10 protein-coding genes are annotated in these 16,342 nt (G+C 69.3%); 5 read left to right on the top strand and 5 right to left on the bottom strand.

Features of this window, described 5'->3' with window-relative positions:
• Positions 1-160 precede the first annotated feature (160 nt).
• Positions 161-460: an excalibur calcium-binding domain-containing protein gene (locus ACFXNW_RS19865; RefSeq protein WP_379419195.1), complete on the top strand. Its 300-nt coding sequence runs from the start codon at positions 161-163 to the stop codon at positions 458-460.
• A gap of 73 nt (positions 461-533) precedes the next feature.
• Here ACFXNW_RS19865 and ACFXNW_RS19860 read toward each other — a convergent pair whose 3' ends face one another.
• On the bottom strand, positions 534-755 hold the full coding sequence (locus ACFXNW_RS19860; protein WP_379419194.1) for a DUF3618 domain-containing protein: 222 nt from the start codon (positions 753-755) through the stop codon (positions 534-536).
• 155 nt (positions 756-910) lie between these two features.
• On the opposite strand from ACFXNW_RS19860, the gene bcp reads away from it, so the two are divergent.
• Positions 911-1,405, top strand: coding sequence for a thioredoxin-dependent thiol peroxidase (bcp, locus tag ACFXNW_RS19855; RefSeq protein WP_379419456.1), 495 nt, complete (start codon positions 911-913; stop codon positions 1,403-1,405).
• Here the strand turns inward: bcp and ACFXNW_RS19850 are convergent, their stop codons facing one another.
• Positions 1,406-2,134, bottom strand: coding sequence for a TetR/AcrR family transcriptional regulator (locus tag ACFXNW_RS19850; protein ID WP_379419193.1), 729 nt, complete (start codon positions 2,132-2,134; stop codon positions 1,406-1,408).
• Between the two features lie 121 nt (positions 2,135-2,255).
• On the opposite strand from ACFXNW_RS19850, the gene ACFXNW_RS19845 reads away from it, so the two are divergent.
• Together ACFXNW_RS19845 and ACFXNW_RS19840 are read left to right on the top strand one after the other, a co-directional pair.
• Entirely contained in the window at positions 2,256-3,233 is a 978-nt protein-coding gene (locus tag ACFXNW_RS19845; protein WP_379419192.1) for an ATP-binding cassette domain-containing protein, read from the top strand.
• 25 nt (positions 3,234-3,258) lie between these two features.
• Positions 3,259-4,047, top strand: a complete 789-nt coding sequence (locus tag ACFXNW_RS19840; RefSeq protein ID WP_379419191.1) for an ABC transporter permease — start codon at positions 3,259-3,261, stop codon at positions 4,045-4,047.
• 19 nt (positions 4,048-4,066) lie between these two features.
• Here ACFXNW_RS19840 and ACFXNW_RS19835 read toward each other — a convergent pair whose 3' ends face one another.
• Positions 4,067-5,323 carry a hypothetical protein gene (locus ACFXNW_RS19835; protein WP_379419190.1) on the bottom strand — a complete coding sequence of 419 codons (1,257 nt, stop codon included), beginning with the start codon at positions 5,321-5,323 and terminating at the stop codon, positions 4,067-4,069.
• A gap of 359 nt (positions 5,324-5,682) precedes the next feature.
• Between ACFXNW_RS19835 and ACFXNW_RS19830 the strand changes: the two genes are divergently transcribed.
• Positions 5,683-6,303, top strand: coding sequence for a TetR family transcriptional regulator (locus ACFXNW_RS19830; RefSeq protein WP_379419455.1), 621 nt, complete (start codon positions 5,683-5,685; stop codon positions 6,301-6,303).
• Positions 6,304-6,479: 176 nt separating this feature from the next.
• Here the strand turns inward: ACFXNW_RS19830 and ACFXNW_RS19825 are convergent, their stop codons facing one another.
• Complete coding sequence (locus ACFXNW_RS19825) at positions 6,480-6,917, bottom strand: holo-ACP synthase (RefSeq protein ID WP_379419189.1); 438 nt, start codon at positions 6,915-6,917, stop codon at positions 6,480-6,482.
• Between the two features lie 11 nt (positions 6,918-6,928).
• On the bottom strand, positions 6,929-16,288 hold the full coding sequence (locus ACFXNW_RS19820; RefSeq protein ID WP_379419188.1) for a fatty acid synthase subunit beta domain-containing protein: 9,360 nt from the start codon (positions 16,286-16,288) through the stop codon (positions 6,929-6,931).
• Positions 16,289-16,342: the final 54 nt, after the last annotated feature.

Below are 16,342 nucleotides of genomic sequence, written 5' to 3'. Positions count from 1 at the left end.
GTCCCTGCGCTGTGTCGCCCCTGGTCGTCGACGCAGAACCGCCGGTCGCGGCTGGCATTTCGGTGCCACCCGGTTGACAAGTGCGTGGGTCGTCACAACAGTGGATGCGGCGTTCGGACTCGAGAGCGCCAACTCCACCGCAGCAGACATAGAGGAATACATGAACGTTCGCCGGCTCATCGTCAGCGTCGCCGTCGCGGGACTGACCCTCCTCGCGGCGCCCGCCGCGCTGGCCGTCCCCGCCCCTTCCGGTTCCGCAGGCACAGGTTCGTCCGCCGCCGACACCGGCTCGGCGGCCACCGGCTCCGCCGGGACCGCGCAGACCGGCTCGGCCGGTGGCGCCTTCGCCAACTGCGAGGAAGTCAAGGCCGCAGGCCGGGCGCCGATCTTCCGTGGCGAACCCGGTTTCGGCCCGCATCTGGACCCCGACGGCGACGGATTCGCGTGCCCGACGGTCTGACACGCTCGAAAAGACGAACACCCGGTGCGGCTACGGCCGACCGGGTGTTCGTCTTTTCGGGTCCGGCCCGCGATCAGCGGAAGATCTTGACCAGCACCAGCCCGGCCAGCAGGACACCCGCACCGATCAGGGTGTACTTCACCTTGGGCTGATTGACCTTGGCCACCACCAGCTGCTTGGTGTCGTCGGCGATCCGCTGCGGATCGGCCCGTACCGCGATCTCGTCCAGCGTGCTGGCCAGTCGCGTCCGCGCGGCCTCGATCTCCTGCTCGATCCGCTCGGTATCCCTTGCCACTTGGCGCCTCCTGTAGACAATCGCCGCGCCCGCGCGCGGATCGGTGCTGTGTCGTGCGTCGCCGCGCGGTGCGCGACAAGTTCGCGGACCCCCGCCCGGCCGTCGTACACGGGCCGGTCCAGGGCTCGCCGACGAGTGTATCCGCGGTCGCGGCCATGGCCTTCGGTTACGGTTCGGTGGTGACCGACAACCGTCTCTCCCCCGGCGATACCGCTCCCGATTTCACCCTGCCCGACGCCGATGGCAACGATGTCTCGCTCGCCGACTACCGCGGCCGCAAGGTGATCGTGTACTTCTACCCGGCCGCGAGCACACCCGGCTGCACCAAGCAGGCCTGCGATTTCCGCGACAACCTCGCCGAGCTGTCCGGCGCAGGCCTCGATGTCATCGGCATCTCCCCGGACAAGCCGGCCAAGCTGGCCAAGTTCCGCGATAACGAGGGCCTGAACTTCCCGCTGCTGTCAGACCCCGAACGCAGCGTGCTGACCACGTGGGGCGCGTTCGGCGAGAAGATGATGTACGGCAAGAAGGTCACCGGCGTCATCCGCTCGACGTTCCTGGTCGACGAGGCAGGCAAGATCGAGGTGGCGCAGTACAACGTGCGCGCCACCGGGCACGTTGCGAAGCTGCGGCGGGATCTGTCGGTCTAGTCACCGATCGAAGCGGCGCAGGAAGCTCTCGAAGCCATCGAGCAGCCGCTCCAGCCCGAACTCGAAATCCGCCGCATCCCAGTCGATGTCCTCTTCGTCGAAGGCGCGGTTGGCGAGCGCGGACAGCAATGCCGGGAACCGCTGCGGGTCGAGCAACTGCCGCAGCGGCTCGGTGAAATCGGCGTCGGAATCGACACCGGCAGCGATGTCGCGGGCCATCCGGCGGCGACCCATCACATAGAGCGACATATTCATCACCAGCTGAAGCTTGACTCCCTCGGGCACCGGCAGATCCCGCATGGTGCCGAGCCCGGTCTCCAGCCACGCCATATTGTTCGGACCCAAGGGCGGTGACCCGAGCGGGATATCCAACGTCCAAGGGTGGCGGCCGAGGACCTCGTATTCGGTGCGTGCCCATACCGTGAGGCCGACGCGCCAGGACCCACCTGGCTCGATCTCCGGCGGCAACCCCACGACGCGGTCGAGCACCATCTCCACCAGCGTGGCCTTGCTGTCCACGTAGCGGTACAGCGACATAGCCGTGAACCCGAGTTCGCGGGCGACCCGGTTCATCGACAGCGCCGCATATCCCTCGGCATCGCCGACGGTGATCGCCGCCTCGAGGATCTGATCCAGGCTCAGCCCGCGTTTCGGGCCGCGGCCGCCCGGCTGCTCGAGCCCCCACATCAGTTCCACCGACTTCGGCAGTACGCGTTCCCCGGACGTCATCTGTTCACCCTCCTCGCTCGTGTCGACTCTATCGGTGCGATCGCCTGCCTTCCCTTGCGCCGGACAACTGTTTATTCTATAAACTGAGTTTAGCCCATAAACAGTTTCGATCGGAGATCCGATGACTCCCCACCTCCCACCCGCACTCTCGCTCCATCACCTCGGCAAGTCGTTCGGCGATCATGTGGTGCTCGACGGCATCGACCTGAACATCGCCGCGGGAACAGTGTTTTCGCTGCTCGGCCCCAACGGCGCGGGAAAGACCACACTCGTGCGCATCCTCGCCACCCTCAGTGCCCCGGATCAGGGCGTGGCCTGCGTCTTCGGGCACGATGTGGTCGACGAACCGGAGATCGTGCGCCGTCTCATCGGCGTCACCGGCCAGTATTCGGCGGTCGACGAGGTATTGACCGGCGTGGAGAACCTCCACCTCACCGGCAAACTGCTGCACCTGGGCCGTACCGAAACTCGACGCCGCACCGCCGAACTGCTGGAACGATTCGACCTGACCGAAGCGGCCGGCCGCCGCGCAGGGACCTATTCCGGTGGCATGCGCCGCCGCCTCGATCTGGCCATGAGCCTGATGGGCGAGCCGCGCATCCTGTTCCTCGACGAACCGACCACCGGTCTCGACCCGCGCAGCCGACGCGATCTGTGGCAGGTCATCCAGCGGCTGGCCGCCGATGGCACCACCATCTTCCTGACCACGCAATATCTGGAGGAGGCCAATCAACTCGCCGACCGGGTCGCCGTGCTCGACGGCGGCAAGCTGGTCGCCGACGGCACCCCCGACGAACTCAAACAGCTGGCTCCCGGCGGTCATATCCGGTTGCGTTTCGCCGACCGCGACCTGCTCACCGCGGCCGCTCGCGCCATCGACGACCGGGTCGTGGCCTCGGGCGACCACGCGATGGTCGATATCGAGCAGTTGACCTTGCAGGTGCCCTCGGATGGCAATGCCGGCGATGTGAAGCGGCTGCTGAACCGGTTCGACGATCTCGATATCGCCGTCGATCAGCTGACCGTGCACCTGCCGGATCTCGACGATGTCTTCTTCGCCTTGACCGGCCACCCCACCCACGCCGAATCCGCTGCCTGACAGCTCACACCGAAACGAGATGACGATGACCACCCTGTCCCCCGCCGCACGCACTCTGCGCGCCGCCGTCGATTCCGGCACCATGCTGGATCGCAATATTCGCCATACCCTGCGCAGTCCGGACACCATGATCATGACGATCGCGCTGCCGGTGATGATCCTGCTGATGTTCGTCTACGTCTTCGGCGGTGCGATGGATGTGGGTCCCGGCTCCTACATCGACTACGTGGTGCCAGGAATCATCCTGCTGTGCGCGGGATTCGGTGCCGCGATGACGGCGCCCGCCCTCGCCACCGATATGCACAACGGCATCATCGACCGCTTCCGCACCATGGACATCGCCCGATCCGCGGTGCTCACCGGTCATGTCGCCGAGAGCGTGATCCGCAATCTCATCACCACCGGCATCGTCATCGGTGTCGCGGTCGTGCTGGGGTTCCGCCCCACCGCCGATCCACTGCGCTGGCTCGGTGCGATCGCGGTGATCGCGATGTTCGTGCTGGCCTTGTCCTGGGTCGCGGCGGCGCTGGGCCTGCTGGCTCGCAACCCGGAGGCTGCCAACGGTTTCACCTTCGCGTTCATGTTCTTGCCGTACGTGAGTAGCGCATTCGTGCCGACCGAGTCGATGCCGAGCTGGTTGCATCCGTTCGCCGAGCACCAGCCGGTGACGCCGGTGATCGAGACGATGCGCGGGCTGCTGATGGGCACCCCGATCGGTAACAGTGCGGTGCTGGCGATCATCTGGTGTGCGGTGATCGCGCTGGCCGGTTATTTCTCGGCGCGCGTGCTGTTCCGGCGCCGCACCATGAACTGAGCAGATGCGCCGCCGCCGGTCAGCTCGGCAACACCTGCTCGGCGGCCCACTGGGCGAGCATGCGCACATGCTCAGTCCACCAGGCGTAGGACTCGGCGGTGAAGGCCGGTGGCGGCGGGGCTTCACCCGGGAACAGGAATCCGTGCGGTGCGCCGACCTTCACCTCAGGTTCCGGCAGGATCGAATTGCGGCTCGGATCCCACGTGGCGGGGGCGGTTTCCGGCTCCGCCGCAACCAAGGGGACGCCGTCCTGTTCGGGCCACGAATTCCAGTGCGGGGCCGCGAACTGCGGGCGGGGTGTGGTGTGCAGGCTTTCGGTCTCCGGAACCATCGTCGCCGAACCCGGTTGGAAAGCCATGGGTTCGGGAGCCCGCACCGGGGCATGCGGTGGGTTCGCCGGTGCGCCTGGGCTTGCGACATCGGTGCCGTGGGCGTCGACGGTGTGCGAGTTCGCGGCCGACATCGCGTCGGCGGCAGCTGGACCGGAGTGCCTGCCCTGCTGAGCGAGCAGATACATCCCGCCACCGGCCAGGCCGCTGGCCAGGACACCGGCGGCGGCGACCAGAGCGACGCCGCCACCGCGCTGGCGGCGGGCCTGCTCGATCGGGACCACGACATCGACCAGATCGTCCATGGCGAACAACGCGGCACCGATGGCGGGCGCGGATCCGGCGATCATGCACGGGATGACGGGCGCACCGAATCCGGCGACCGCGCCGGTGACGGCGGGCTGGTCGGCACCCGAGCCGATCAGTACCACCGCATCGGGCCGGACCTCGGCGGCGTCGAGCTGATCGCGCGCCACCGTAACCGCCGCGCGCATGGTCTCCATCGTGACCGCCGCCCCGGAATGACCCGTCGCCGCGAGCACCCGGCTGCGCCCCCGATCCACCAGGGTGAAGGCCTGATACCCCGGCACGACCTCACAGATCAGCAGATTGTCGAACTCGTCGAGCCAGGTCATCGCACCGGCCACACTCAGATGCGCGGACTTGGTGGAGACCAGCGAGGCGCTGCGCCACGGCCCCGATGCCAGCCGGGTGACGATCGCGCGGCGCTCGGCGGCATCGCGGTAGGCCACCGCGACTCCAGCGATCTCTCGGGACGAGCCGATCTCGGCAGCGATCCGATCCAACGCCCGTGCGACGGTCTCGGCCAGCTCGGCTTTCCCATCGCTTTCCGCCGCGGCGACCCGGTGCAGCAGCACCCGGTCGGACAGTTTCGCGCCTTCGTCGCCGATGGCCACCGCGTGGACCGCACCACGCTCGGTGGACACGCCGAGAGTAATGACAGATCGAGCTGATTCGGACCGAGCTACCACAGTTCACGCCTTCCCTGTGCCGCCACCGGCTCACGGACTCGCCGAAATCCGTGAGCCTGGAGAGATTTCCCTGCATTTCCCCTGGATCCCTGCCCTGAACACACGCCGAAGGCACGTGCCCTTGGTATGTGTTCGATACCACAGGCGGGACGGATGGGTGGTGACAAATACCAGTTTCGGCCACCGGGAACAGCGGCCGTGTGCCGCGGACCGGCCGGTACCGCTAGCCTGGATGAGTGGACGTACGCACGGAGGCCAGGTCGAAACGACGCCTGGACCCTGCGTTGGATCTGCAGGACGACCCGCAGGAGCTCATGCCGCGCAAGCGCCCCACTCAGGAGCGCAGCAAACGCAAGTTCGACGCACTGCTGCAGGCCTCGCGCGAACTGCTCGTCGAGGTGGGGTTCGAATCGTTCACCTGTGAAGAGGTGGCCGCCAGGGCCGAGGTGCCGATCGGCACGCTGTATCAGTTCTTCGCCAACAAGTACGTCATCGTCTGCGAGCTGAATCGGCAAGACCTGGTCGCGGTTTCCCAGGAGCTGGCCGACTTCCACGGCGAGGTCCCCTCGCTGGACTGGCTGCGGCATATGAACCAGTTCGTCGACCACATGGCCGGCCTGTGGATGACCGACCCGTCGCGCCGCGAGGTGTGGCTGGCGATGCAGTCCACCCCGTCCACCCGGGCCACCGGCGCCATCCACGAGAAGCAGTTCGCCGAGGTCGTCTCGCAGATGCTGCGCCCGTTGACCCCGCGCACGCCGCGGGCACGGCGCACGATGATGGCCGAGGTCCTGGTGCACGTGGTCTACTCGATGCTCAACTTCTCGGTCCAGGACGAGCAGAGCCATGCCGACGCCGTCGCCGAACTCAAGCGGTTGATGGTCGCCTATCTACTCGTGGCCGAGAAAGAATCGCGCACAGCCAGCAAGACCTGAACCGGCGTCGAAGCTGCCCGCGCGGGAGCTCGGCCGCGGCATCGACACCGGCCGATGCCGACCGCGCTTGCCCGGACCGGCCTCGCGGGATCTCGCACAGCTGCGGACATGCGAAAGGCGCGCATCCGGTGACAGTCCTTGCGGACCGACGCCCGAACGCGCGCCATGCGCATCGATCAGCTCTCGGGCACCCGGCCCGCGATCAGATCGGCCAGCTCACCCGGATCCTCCAACACCACCATCGCCGCGGCGGTATCACCGTCATGGGTGAGCGAAAGGTGCACCCGCGCCCGGGGCAGGAACTCCGCAGCCAGGCCGTGCAGCTTGATGCTCGGCCTGCCCCAGGCGTCGTTGACGACCTCGATCAGCGGATACGGGTTGTCCCCGATCTGCGGGCGGCGCGCGAAGCGAGACGATGCCCACGCCTTGAGCACCGCCTCCTTCGCCGCCCATCGCGCCGCGTAGCTGCGCGCAGGGTCGGTGCCCTTGCTCTGGCAGTACCGCCGCTCACCTGCGGTGAAGCTCTCCCTGAGCATCGTCGTCCCGGACTTTTGCAGCTGTTCGGCGAACTCGGAGATGGTTACCAGGTCCAAGCCGATTCCGAGGATGGTCACAGTCGCGCAGCCTACGGTGTGGCTTGTCCGGCGGTGTCGGAACCGTCGGCAACGAGTTGCCCGGTCTCGCAACCACGTCCACCGATCCGGTACACACCGTCGGCACCCAGCCTCGCCTCACCCGAGAGCAACATGCCCGCCTCGAGTCCGCGCACCTGCGCCGCGGGTGTGCCGTCGCCGCCGAGGCGACGGTCGGCGGGCCGCTCGTAGAGCGGGGCCCCACCGCACATGGCCTCGACGATCCGCTGACGTCCGGCCAGCTGACGCTGCTCGGCCCTGCGCTGGTAGTCCTCGCGCTTGTCCGGGTCGATCGCCTGGACGAACGCCTCGGGATGCACCACCGCGAGCAGCCCGGACACGTGCCCGAACCCGAGCGAGGTCACCAGACCCGCCTTGAGCGCGAACCGGTCGCCGAAGCGCAGCGCCTCACGCGCCCACACCAGGTGCGGGTACTCGCGCATCTTCTCGTCGACGCAGTCCAGGCTCCGGTTCGGCGGCACCACACCGTTTTCCAGCACCTGGCACAGGCCGATCAGCTGGAACGCGGCCGCACCGCCCTTGGCGTGCCCGGTCAGGCTCTTCTGCGAGACGACGAACAGCGGAGCGCCCTCGGAGCGCCCGATCGCGCCGGCGAGGCGTTCGTGCAGTTCCGACTCGTTCGGATCATTGGCCGCGGTGGAGGTGTCGTGCTTGGAGATCACCGCGATGTCATCGGCGCCGACGCCGAGCTTGCGCAGTTCCGCGGCGAACCGGGATTCCCGGCCGCCCCGGCCCGCACCCAGCGCGCCGAGCCCGGGCGCAGGGATGGAGGTGTGCACACCATCGGCGAACGACTGTGCGTAGGCCACCACACCGAGCACCGGCAGACCCAGTTCCACCGCGACATCACCACGGGCCAGCAGCACGGTGCCACCGCCCTGCGATTCGACGAACCCGCCGCGGCGGCGATCGTTGGCGCGGGAGAAGTACCGGTCGCTGATGCCCTTGGCACTCATGGCCGCCGAGTCGGCGGTGGCCGACATGTCACCGAAGCCGACGATGCCCTCGATTCCGAGATCGTCGAACCCGCCTGCCACCACGACCTCGGCCTTGCCGAGCCGGATCTTGTCGACGCCTTCCTCCACCGAGACCGCGGCGGTCGCGCACGCCGCCACCGGGTGCACCATCGCGCCGTAGCTACCGACGTAGGACTGCACCACATGCGCCAGCGCCACGTTCGGCAGTGCTTCCTGCAGGATGTCGTTCGGGCGCGGCTCGCCGAGCAGGTTGTCGACGTAGAGCGAGCGCATCGAGGACATACCGCCCATGCCGGTGCCCTGGGTGTTGGCCACCAGGCTCGGATGCACCCAGCTCATCAGCTCGGCCGGGCTGAACCCGGAGCCGACGAACGCGTCGACCGTGCAGGCGATGTTCCACAGCGCCACCCGGTCCACCGAGGACGCCATATCCGCGGAGATGCCCCAGACGGTGGGATCCCAGCCGGTGGGGATCTGGCCGCCGACGGTGCGCGAGAGCTTCGCCTTGCGCGGCACCCGGATCTCGGTGCCCGCCTGACGGGTCACGGTCCAGTCGCCGGACTCGGCGACCGGAGTGATCACCGTGTGCTCGGGGTCGGCGGCGTGGAAGGCGCGGGCCTCGGCCTCACTGCCGACGGTGAACGACAGGTCCTTGTCGAGGAACACCGAGGTCATCAGTGGGCCTGCGTTGTCGACCATGGCGCCGTCGTCTTCGTAGCGGCGGATACCGCAGCGCGCGACCACCGCGTCGTGATACCGCTCGGCCAGCTCCGATTCGGGGACGTAATCACCGGATTCGGCGTCGTACCAGCCGGGCTTTGGATCGTTCTCCCAGGCCACCATGCCGGTGGTCCAGGCGAGTTCCAGCACGCCCGCCGCCGACAGTTCGTCGGAGACCTCCATCTCGAAGCGGGTGCGCGCGGAACCGTACGGTCCGAGCTCACCGGCGCCGACGATCACGACCATATCGGTGAGATCGGCGGTGACCCGGCCCCATTCGGGCACCGGAAGCGCCGAGGTCAGCGTCGGCGGCGCGGGCAGGGCGGGGATCAGCTGGGCCTCGTCGGCGTCCGACTCGGCAGCGGCGGCGGCTTCCTCGGCCTCCTGTGCCTGCTTGGCCAGTGCGGGCAGATCGAGCTTGGCGGCGGCCAGGCCGCCGGTCAGGTCGATCTGCTGCGGGCCGTCCGCGGTGACCGCGCGGGCCCGTCCGGTGGCCCACTTGAGCAGCTCATCGGCCATCTCATCGGTGGACCAGGTCTGCACGCCCGCCAGCTCCACGGCCTCGACCATCGGGTCGTTATGACCCATCAGCCCGGTGCCGCGCACCCAGCCGATCAGCGCGTGCACCAGGGTGACCCGGGTCGACCACGACTTCTCGGCCCGCCACTTGGCGACAACGGCGTCCAGCGCGGCTTTCGCCTCGCCGTAGGCGCCGTCACCGCCGAACAGGCCGCGGTTGGGCGAACCCGGCAGCACCACATGCAGGGTGGCGTCGACATCGTGGTCGGCGCCGAGCTTGGACAGTCCGCCGATCAGCCGCTCGACCGACCAGAGCAGAACCCGCATCTCCATTTCGGCGCGGGCACCGGCGTCGGACAGGTCACCTGCCACCCGCGGCGCCGCGAACGGGAACAACAGGGTCGGGGTCAGCGCGTCCTTGGTCTTGATCTTGGCGCCACCGGCGTTGTCGACCTGTTCGGTGCCGACCCATTCGATCAGCGCGTCGAGATCGGTGTAGGAGGCCATATTCGCCGGAACGACCCAGAGCGCGGCGCCGTTGCGGGCGTTATCGCGGTAGAGCCCGCGGTAGAAGGCCAGGCGCTTGTCGTCGAGGGAAGAGGTGGTGACCACGACGGTGGCACCGCCACCGAGCAGCCGTCCGGTGACGGCGGCGGCGATGGACCCCTTGCTGGCGCCGGTGACCACGGCGACATCGGCGGACCACATGCCGGGTTCCTCGGTACTCAGCGCGGCCTCGGCGATCCTGCCGTAGTGGCCGGCCAGCACCGAGCGGGCTTCGTGCATGGCACGCTGGCGCCACCAACCGGCCTGGGCGGCAACGGCTTCGCCCGCGCCGGTGAAGCCCGCGACGGACTGCTGCGCGGTATCGGCGTCGTCGGCCAGCCACAGCCGGGCCAGATCCTCGCGCGCGGTGGCCCAGCGGTCGTCGATCAGCACCGCCTTGCGGGCATCGAACGCGGGAGCGACCAGTCGCGGCCAATCCGAACCCAGTTCGGCCGACACCAGGTCGACCAGACCGTCATCGGTGGTCTCCGGGGCGGAGACTTCCTCGCTGAGACCCAGCTGCTCGAGGACAAGGCGCGCGGCCGAGGCGAGCACGCCGTCGCGGCCGGTGATCTGCTCGGTGAACTCACCGAGCGCGGCGGCGTCCACCGTCGCGCCACCGCCACCACCGGCGGCGGGCAACGCGACCGAGATGCCGCGACGGGCGGCCACGGACTGCACGGCGGCGTCGATGGCGGCGTCGACCGAGGCGGCGTCACCCAGGGCACCGGAGACGAGCCCGCCCAGATCACCGCCGCGCACGCTCGCGCCCTCGCGGGTGCCGAGCGACACCTCGGCGGTGACATGGCTGGCCCAGCCGTCACCGAGTTCCCATACCTTCTTGACCCGCTCGGCGATCGCGGCGGGCCGCTTGCCGGAGGGGCCGAACACCTTGCGCAGGTGATCGCCGATGGAGTCCGACAGCACCGAGCCGAACGGCTTGTAGGTGCGGGCGAGCCGTTCGACGGTCGCCGAGAGAGCACCCATATCCGCGTCCGCTGCACCGTCGATGGCGCCGAGCGACAGCTCCGCGCCGAGGTCGACCAGCAGCTGGTTACGGCGAGAGGAGACGCCGTCGCACAGGCCTTCGATGGTGTCGACCGGGCCGATCTGGTCGATGCGCAGCTTGGTCCACAGTGCGATGAGCACGCGGGTGGCGTCGGCGGCGGAGAACACGATGTCGTCGGGACGCGGGCCACCCGAGGCAGCCGGTGCGGCAACCGGCGCAGGCGCGGCGGCTGCGGCCGGTGCGGCGGCGGCAGTCTCGGCGGGCGCCTCTTCGGGCTCGTCGACCGGTGCCGGATCGGTGTCGGTGGAGTACACGACACCGGACTCGCGCTCGATATTGAGCACCTCGACCGTGGTGGTGCCGAAGGTGGGCAGCTTCAGGGTCTGGCTCGCCAGGTTCGCCACCGTCGGCGTCGCACCGAGACCGATCTCGACGAAGCGCTCCACCCCGAGCCCGCCGTGCGCGGTATCGGTGAACAGCAGGTCCTGGGTCTCGATCCAGCGCACCGGGCTGGCGAACTGCCAGGCCAGCAGCTCGATCAGCACCACACGGCACAGCTCGGCGGGCCGCTGTGCCCAGGAGTCGAAGTCGGCGAGTACCGCGGCCAGCGGCTCGGACGGCACCAGCTCGGCGATCTCGGTGATGAACTCGCGCTCCAGCGAGAACGGCCGTGGCACCAGGTTCGGGATGTAGCGCCCGACCAGGACCTCAGGGTGCAGATCCTGGGGCAGCAGCTGTTCGAGCTTGTGCCGGAACTCCGGCACCCCCTCCCGCAGCACAGTCGAATGGAACGGCACATCGATGCCGGGCACCAGGATGAACGCGCGCTTACCGCCGAATTCGGCGCGACGGCGGTCGATCTCGGTCTCCAGATGCTCGAGACCGGCCACCGTGCCCGCGATCGCGTACTGCGCACCGCGCAGGTTGAGGTTGACCACCTCGAGGTATTCGCCGATCTGCTCGGACAGGCCGGAGACGAAGCCGATGACCTCGTCGTCGGGCAGCCCGAACTGCGACGGGCGGATCGCGGCCATCCGGTAGTCGCTGCGGCCCTTGGCATCACGCGGCACCAGCTCGTGCATGGCCGAACCACGCTGGAACACCACCTCGAGCACCGCCTCCAGCGGCAGCACACCGGCGACCGCGGCGAGCGCGTTGTACTCGCCGACCGAATGGCCCGCCAGCAGCGCACCTTCGACGAAGGCGCCGGCCTCACGCAGCTCGGCCACCTGCGCCACCCCGAGGGTGGCCATCGCGACCTGGGTGAACTGGGTCAGGTGCAGTACGCCGTCCGGGTGCCGGTGCTCGACACCACGCGCCTTGAGGTAGGTGGGGTTGTCGCGGACGACGGCGAGGATGGAGAAGCCGAGCGCCGCGCGGGTGTGCTTGTCGGCGCGGTCCCAGATCTGCTTGGCTGCCTTGGACCGCGAGCGCGCGTCCAGGCCCATGCCCTTGCGCTGAATGCCCTGACCGGGGAAGGCGTAGACGGTCTTGGGGGCCGCGGTCCGTCCGGTCGCCGTCATCACCAGATCACCACCGGTACGGCAGGACACCTCGACGATCTCGCTGCCCTGATCGACCGCGACGCGCTCGACGCGCACATCGATCTCGGCGCCGGGACGCACCATACCGAGGAACCGTGTGGTCCACGCGGTCAGCGTGCGCGCGGGCACCGAGCTCTGCGGATCCAGCGCAGACACCGCGTGCTGGGCCGCGGCCGACAGCCACATCCCGTGCACGATCGGGCTGCCGAGGCCGGCCAGTTTGGCGGCGGCATCACTGGTGTGGATCGGGTTGTGATCACCGGAAACCGCGGCGAAGGCAGCCATGGTGCGCGGCGCGACGATGGTGACATCGCGACGACGACGTCGCGGTGTATCGGCGGCGCCCGCGGACAGCGAGCCGCCCGCGCGCGGCGGATCGGCCAGCTCACCAGAGCCGTTGCGGCCACGGATGGCGAAACGCTCGTTCAGCCGGGCCAGCGGGACCACGTCGAGGCCCTGATCGCGCATCTCACCGACGACGACCTCGACCTCCACGACCCGGCCCATATCGGTGTCGAGCACCGACGTCGATTCTGCGCGAACCACCAGAATGCTGGTGTCGGCGGGCAATTCGCGCATCAGCTCGATCCGGTGATCGAGATGCACCAGGTCGAGCATGCCCTCGATGACGGACTCGGCGGCCTCGGTGCGGGTGGCGCCGAGCACCGCGAACACGGCGGGCCAGCAGGCGCCGACCAGGACGTCGGGGACGGTGCGCCCGAGCGTGCTGAGGTTGCGCGGCAGACCGGAGCCGGTGACGCCGGCGTGGTCGGCGATGAGGTCGGGGGTCCAGGCCAGGTTGACGTGCGCGACGCGGCCCTTCACTTCCGGCAGCGACTGCCCGGCGGCCACCGCGAGCAGCGCGGACATGGCGTCGTCCGCGTCATCTGCGGTGACAACCGGCGCGCCGCCGTTGTACACCGAGACCGGCACGGTGATCCGGATGCGAACCACATTGCCCGCGTACAGCGGAACGGTGAGTTCGAGGTAGCTGTTCTCGGCCACCGGTCCCGTGGTGTCGACCAGCGTCGCACCGGTCGGCGGATGCACGGCGCCCTGTCCGTCGACGGTCCAGTCGGCGACAGCGCCGAGACGGTGCACCGGGTTGATGGTGGTGCGGCCGGACCATTCGACATCGGGAGCCGCCAGCACCACGTCGATCGCGCCCGCCGTCACCGCGGCGGTGCGGCGCGCATCCACCGCGGCCGGGACGACGCCCGCGCGAACCAGCGAGTAGGCGGTGTCCTGTTCGAAGCGGTCGAGCAGCTCGCCGACCGGCTCATCGACCCGGGTGATACCGGCGACGGCCACCGTGCCGGGGATGATGCACACCTGATCGGCCGAGTAGCGCGGATCGTGGGCCTGCCACAGCGAATCCGACCGCCACCAGCGGCGCACGTCGGCGTCGACGACCGGGACGAAGTTCACCGGCTTGCCGGGGGTCTTGCACAGCGCGACGAAGAACGGCACGTCCGCCGGGTGCAGCAGGGTGTCGGCGACCGCCGGGTACTGCTTGCGCAGGGTGCACAGCGCCGCGACGGGGTGCTCGAGATCGTCGTCGGAGAACAGCGTCGGGATCTCGCCGCGGTCGGCGGGGTTGAGCCGGGATTCGGTGCGGCGCAGCATGTCCGCGAAACGGTCACGCCAGGTGATGTCGAGCCACACCGAGCGGGTGGCGTCGAGGATGGCCTCGCCGAGGTCGCTGCCGCAGTCGAAGTCCTTGCGGCGGTCCAGGCCGACCGCGAGTTCGACGTAGCGCTCCAGCCATTCGACGTAGGTCATGGTGGCCAGGTCGCCGAAGTACGGCTTGGCGGTGGCGTCGAGGGCGGCGATGATCTCCGCGCGACGTTCGGCGACGGCGTCCGCGTCACCGGCGACCTCGTCGAGCAGGCGGCCGGTGCGCGAAGCGGCGTTGTCGATCTCGTGGATATCGGCACCGAGCTGGCTGCGGCCGGAGGCCATACCGCCGGTGGCGGTGCCCGCGCCGACCCAGTCCGGGGTTCCGGGGGTGTCGACCAGCATCTGCTTGACCTCGGGGGCCGTGGTGGCCTCCAAGGTCGCCATGGCGGCGGTGCCGACCAGCACGCCGTCCAGCGGCATCACCGGGTAGCCGTGCTGTTCGGACCACACGCCGGTGAGGTATTCGGTGGCCCGTTCCGGAGTGCCGATACCGCCACCGACGCAGACCACCACGTTGTCGCGGGCGCGCAGCTCGGAGTAGGTCTCGAGCAGCAGATCGTCCAGGTCTTCCCAGGAGTGGTGCCCGCCGGCCCGGCCGCCCTCGATATGCATGATGACCGGGTAGCCGGGGACCTCGTCGGCGATCCGCAGTACCGCGCGGATCTGGGCGACGGTGCCCGGCTTGAACGCCACGTGGGTGATCCCGGCCTCGGTCAGTTCCTCGACCAGCGCGACGGCTTCCTCGAGCTCGGGGATACCGGCGGTGACCACGACGCCGTCGAACGGAGCGCCCGCCGCGCGAGCCTTCTGTACCAACCGCTTGCCGCCGAGCTGCAGCTTCCACAGGTACGGATCCAGGAACAGCGAGTTGAACTGCACCGAGCGGCCCGGGTGCAGCAGCGTCTTCAGCTCGGCGACCCGGTCGGCGAAGATCTGCTCGGTGACCTGGCCACCGCCGGCCAGCTCGGCCCAGTGGCCCGCATTGGCCGCGGCGGCGACGATCTTCGCGTCCACCGTGGTCGGGGTCATGCCCGCGAGCAGGACCGGCGAACGACCCGTCAGCCGGGTGAAGGCGGTCTCGACCACGATCCGGCCGTTGGGCAGCCGCACCGGACGCGGTGCGAACGCCGACCACGGCTGGGCCACCTCGGGTGCCGCACCCGGGGTCAGCAGGCTGCGCTGACCGGCACGGGTGGCCGCGGCGACGATGCCGACGCCGGTGCCCTTCAACGAGCCGCCGGTGACGCGGGACAGCAGATCACCGGGGCCGAGATCGAGAATCCATTCCGCGCCTTCGGAAACGACCGCATCCACTGTGGCGACCCAGTCGATCGGATCGACCAGGATCTGCGCGGCCAGCGAGCCCGCGAGCTCGGTGTCCAGCTCACACTGGCCCGCCCAGCCTGCGACCAGGTCGACGGTGTCGGCCAGCGCCGGGTGGTGGAAGGCGACGTCGACGTCGATGTCCTCGAACACCGGCGCGAACACCGCACCGCCGCGAGTCTTCGACTCACGTTCCCTGGTCTGCTCGGCGTGGATCTGCTCGCACCGCAAGCGCACCCGCTCCAGCTGGGCCGGGGTGCCCGACAGCACCGCACGCCTGCGGCCGTTGCGGATCGAGACCACCGCGGCGACCGCGGGATCGACACCCTCGGACACCTCGGCGACCACCGCGCGCAGCTCGTCGGGATCGACATTGGACACAGCGACCATCGGCGAGCGGTCTCCCACCGGCATCAGCCCGCGCCGGCGGGCCACCAGACCCGCTGCGGCACCGATCAACTGGGCGATGGCGAGCAGTTCGGCATCGCGGGTGCCTCCCGCCTCCACCGCCGAGGCGGCCAGCCGGCCCTGCGAATGTCCGATGATCGCGGCGGGGGCGTGCTCGGCCGGGTCGAGACCCTGCAGCCGCAACGCGCGCAGCGCCGCCAGCTGGGTCAGCATGACACCGGGCATCGAGACCGTCGCCGAGCGAAGCACCTGATCCGAGGGCGCCGCGGAGGTCTCTCCCTGATCCGCGTCGACCAGCTCGTCTTCCAGCATCCAGCCGATCGGGTCGAATCCCACCGGCCGCACCACCAGCAACTGTGCGGCAACGGGCTCGAGCAGGGCCGCCGACTCGTTCACCAGCGCGGTGAGCTCCGGCTCCAGGGCGGCGTCGCGGCCGATCTCCTCGAGCTCGCCCAGCCACTGGGCACCCTGACCGCCGAACGCCAGTGCATAGGGCGCTCCGTTCAGCAGACGATCCAGCAAGGGCGATCGCGTTCCGTCGGATGCGCCCCTACCCGCATGTGCGCGAAATCCGGTCCCGGCCGTGGTGCTCTCGTTGATCGTCAAGACGCTTCGTCTTCCTTCTCGTGGCGACATGCCGTCCGGGGATGCCGCACGTCC

The sequence above is a fragment of the Nocardia sp. NPDC059180 genome (genome assembly GCF_042754945.1).
Classification (GTDB): domain Bacteria; phylum Actinomycetota; class Actinomycetes; order Mycobacteriales; family Mycobacteriaceae; genus Nocardia.
This window is presented reverse-complemented; position numbering and strand designations above follow the sequence as displayed.

Bases quoted from the DNA above. Each gene is read 5' to 3' on its own strand.
- ACFXNW_RS19865 (WP_379419195.1), top strand. From the start codon at position 161: ATGAACGTTCGCCGGCTCATCGTCAGCGTCGCCGTCGCGGGACTGACC.
- bcp (WP_379419456.1), top strand. From the start codon at position 911: ATGGCCTTCGGTTACGGTTCGGTGGTGACCGACAACCGTCTCTCCCCC.
- ACFXNW_RS19850 (WP_379419193.1), bottom strand. From the start codon at position 2,134: ATGACGTCCGGGGAACGCGTACTGCCGAAGTCGGTGGAACTGATGTGG.
- ACFXNW_RS19845 (WP_379419192.1), top strand. From the start codon at position 2,256: ATGACTCCCCACCTCCCACCCGCACTCTCGCTCCATCACCTCGGCAAG.
- ACFXNW_RS19840 (WP_379419191.1), top strand. From the start codon at position 3,259: ATGACCACCCTGTCCCCCGCCGCACGCACTCTGCGCGCCGCCGTCGAT.
- ACFXNW_RS19830 (WP_379419455.1), top strand. From the start codon at position 5,683: ATGCCGCGCAAGCGCCCCACTCAGGAGCGCAGCAAACGCAAGTTCGAC.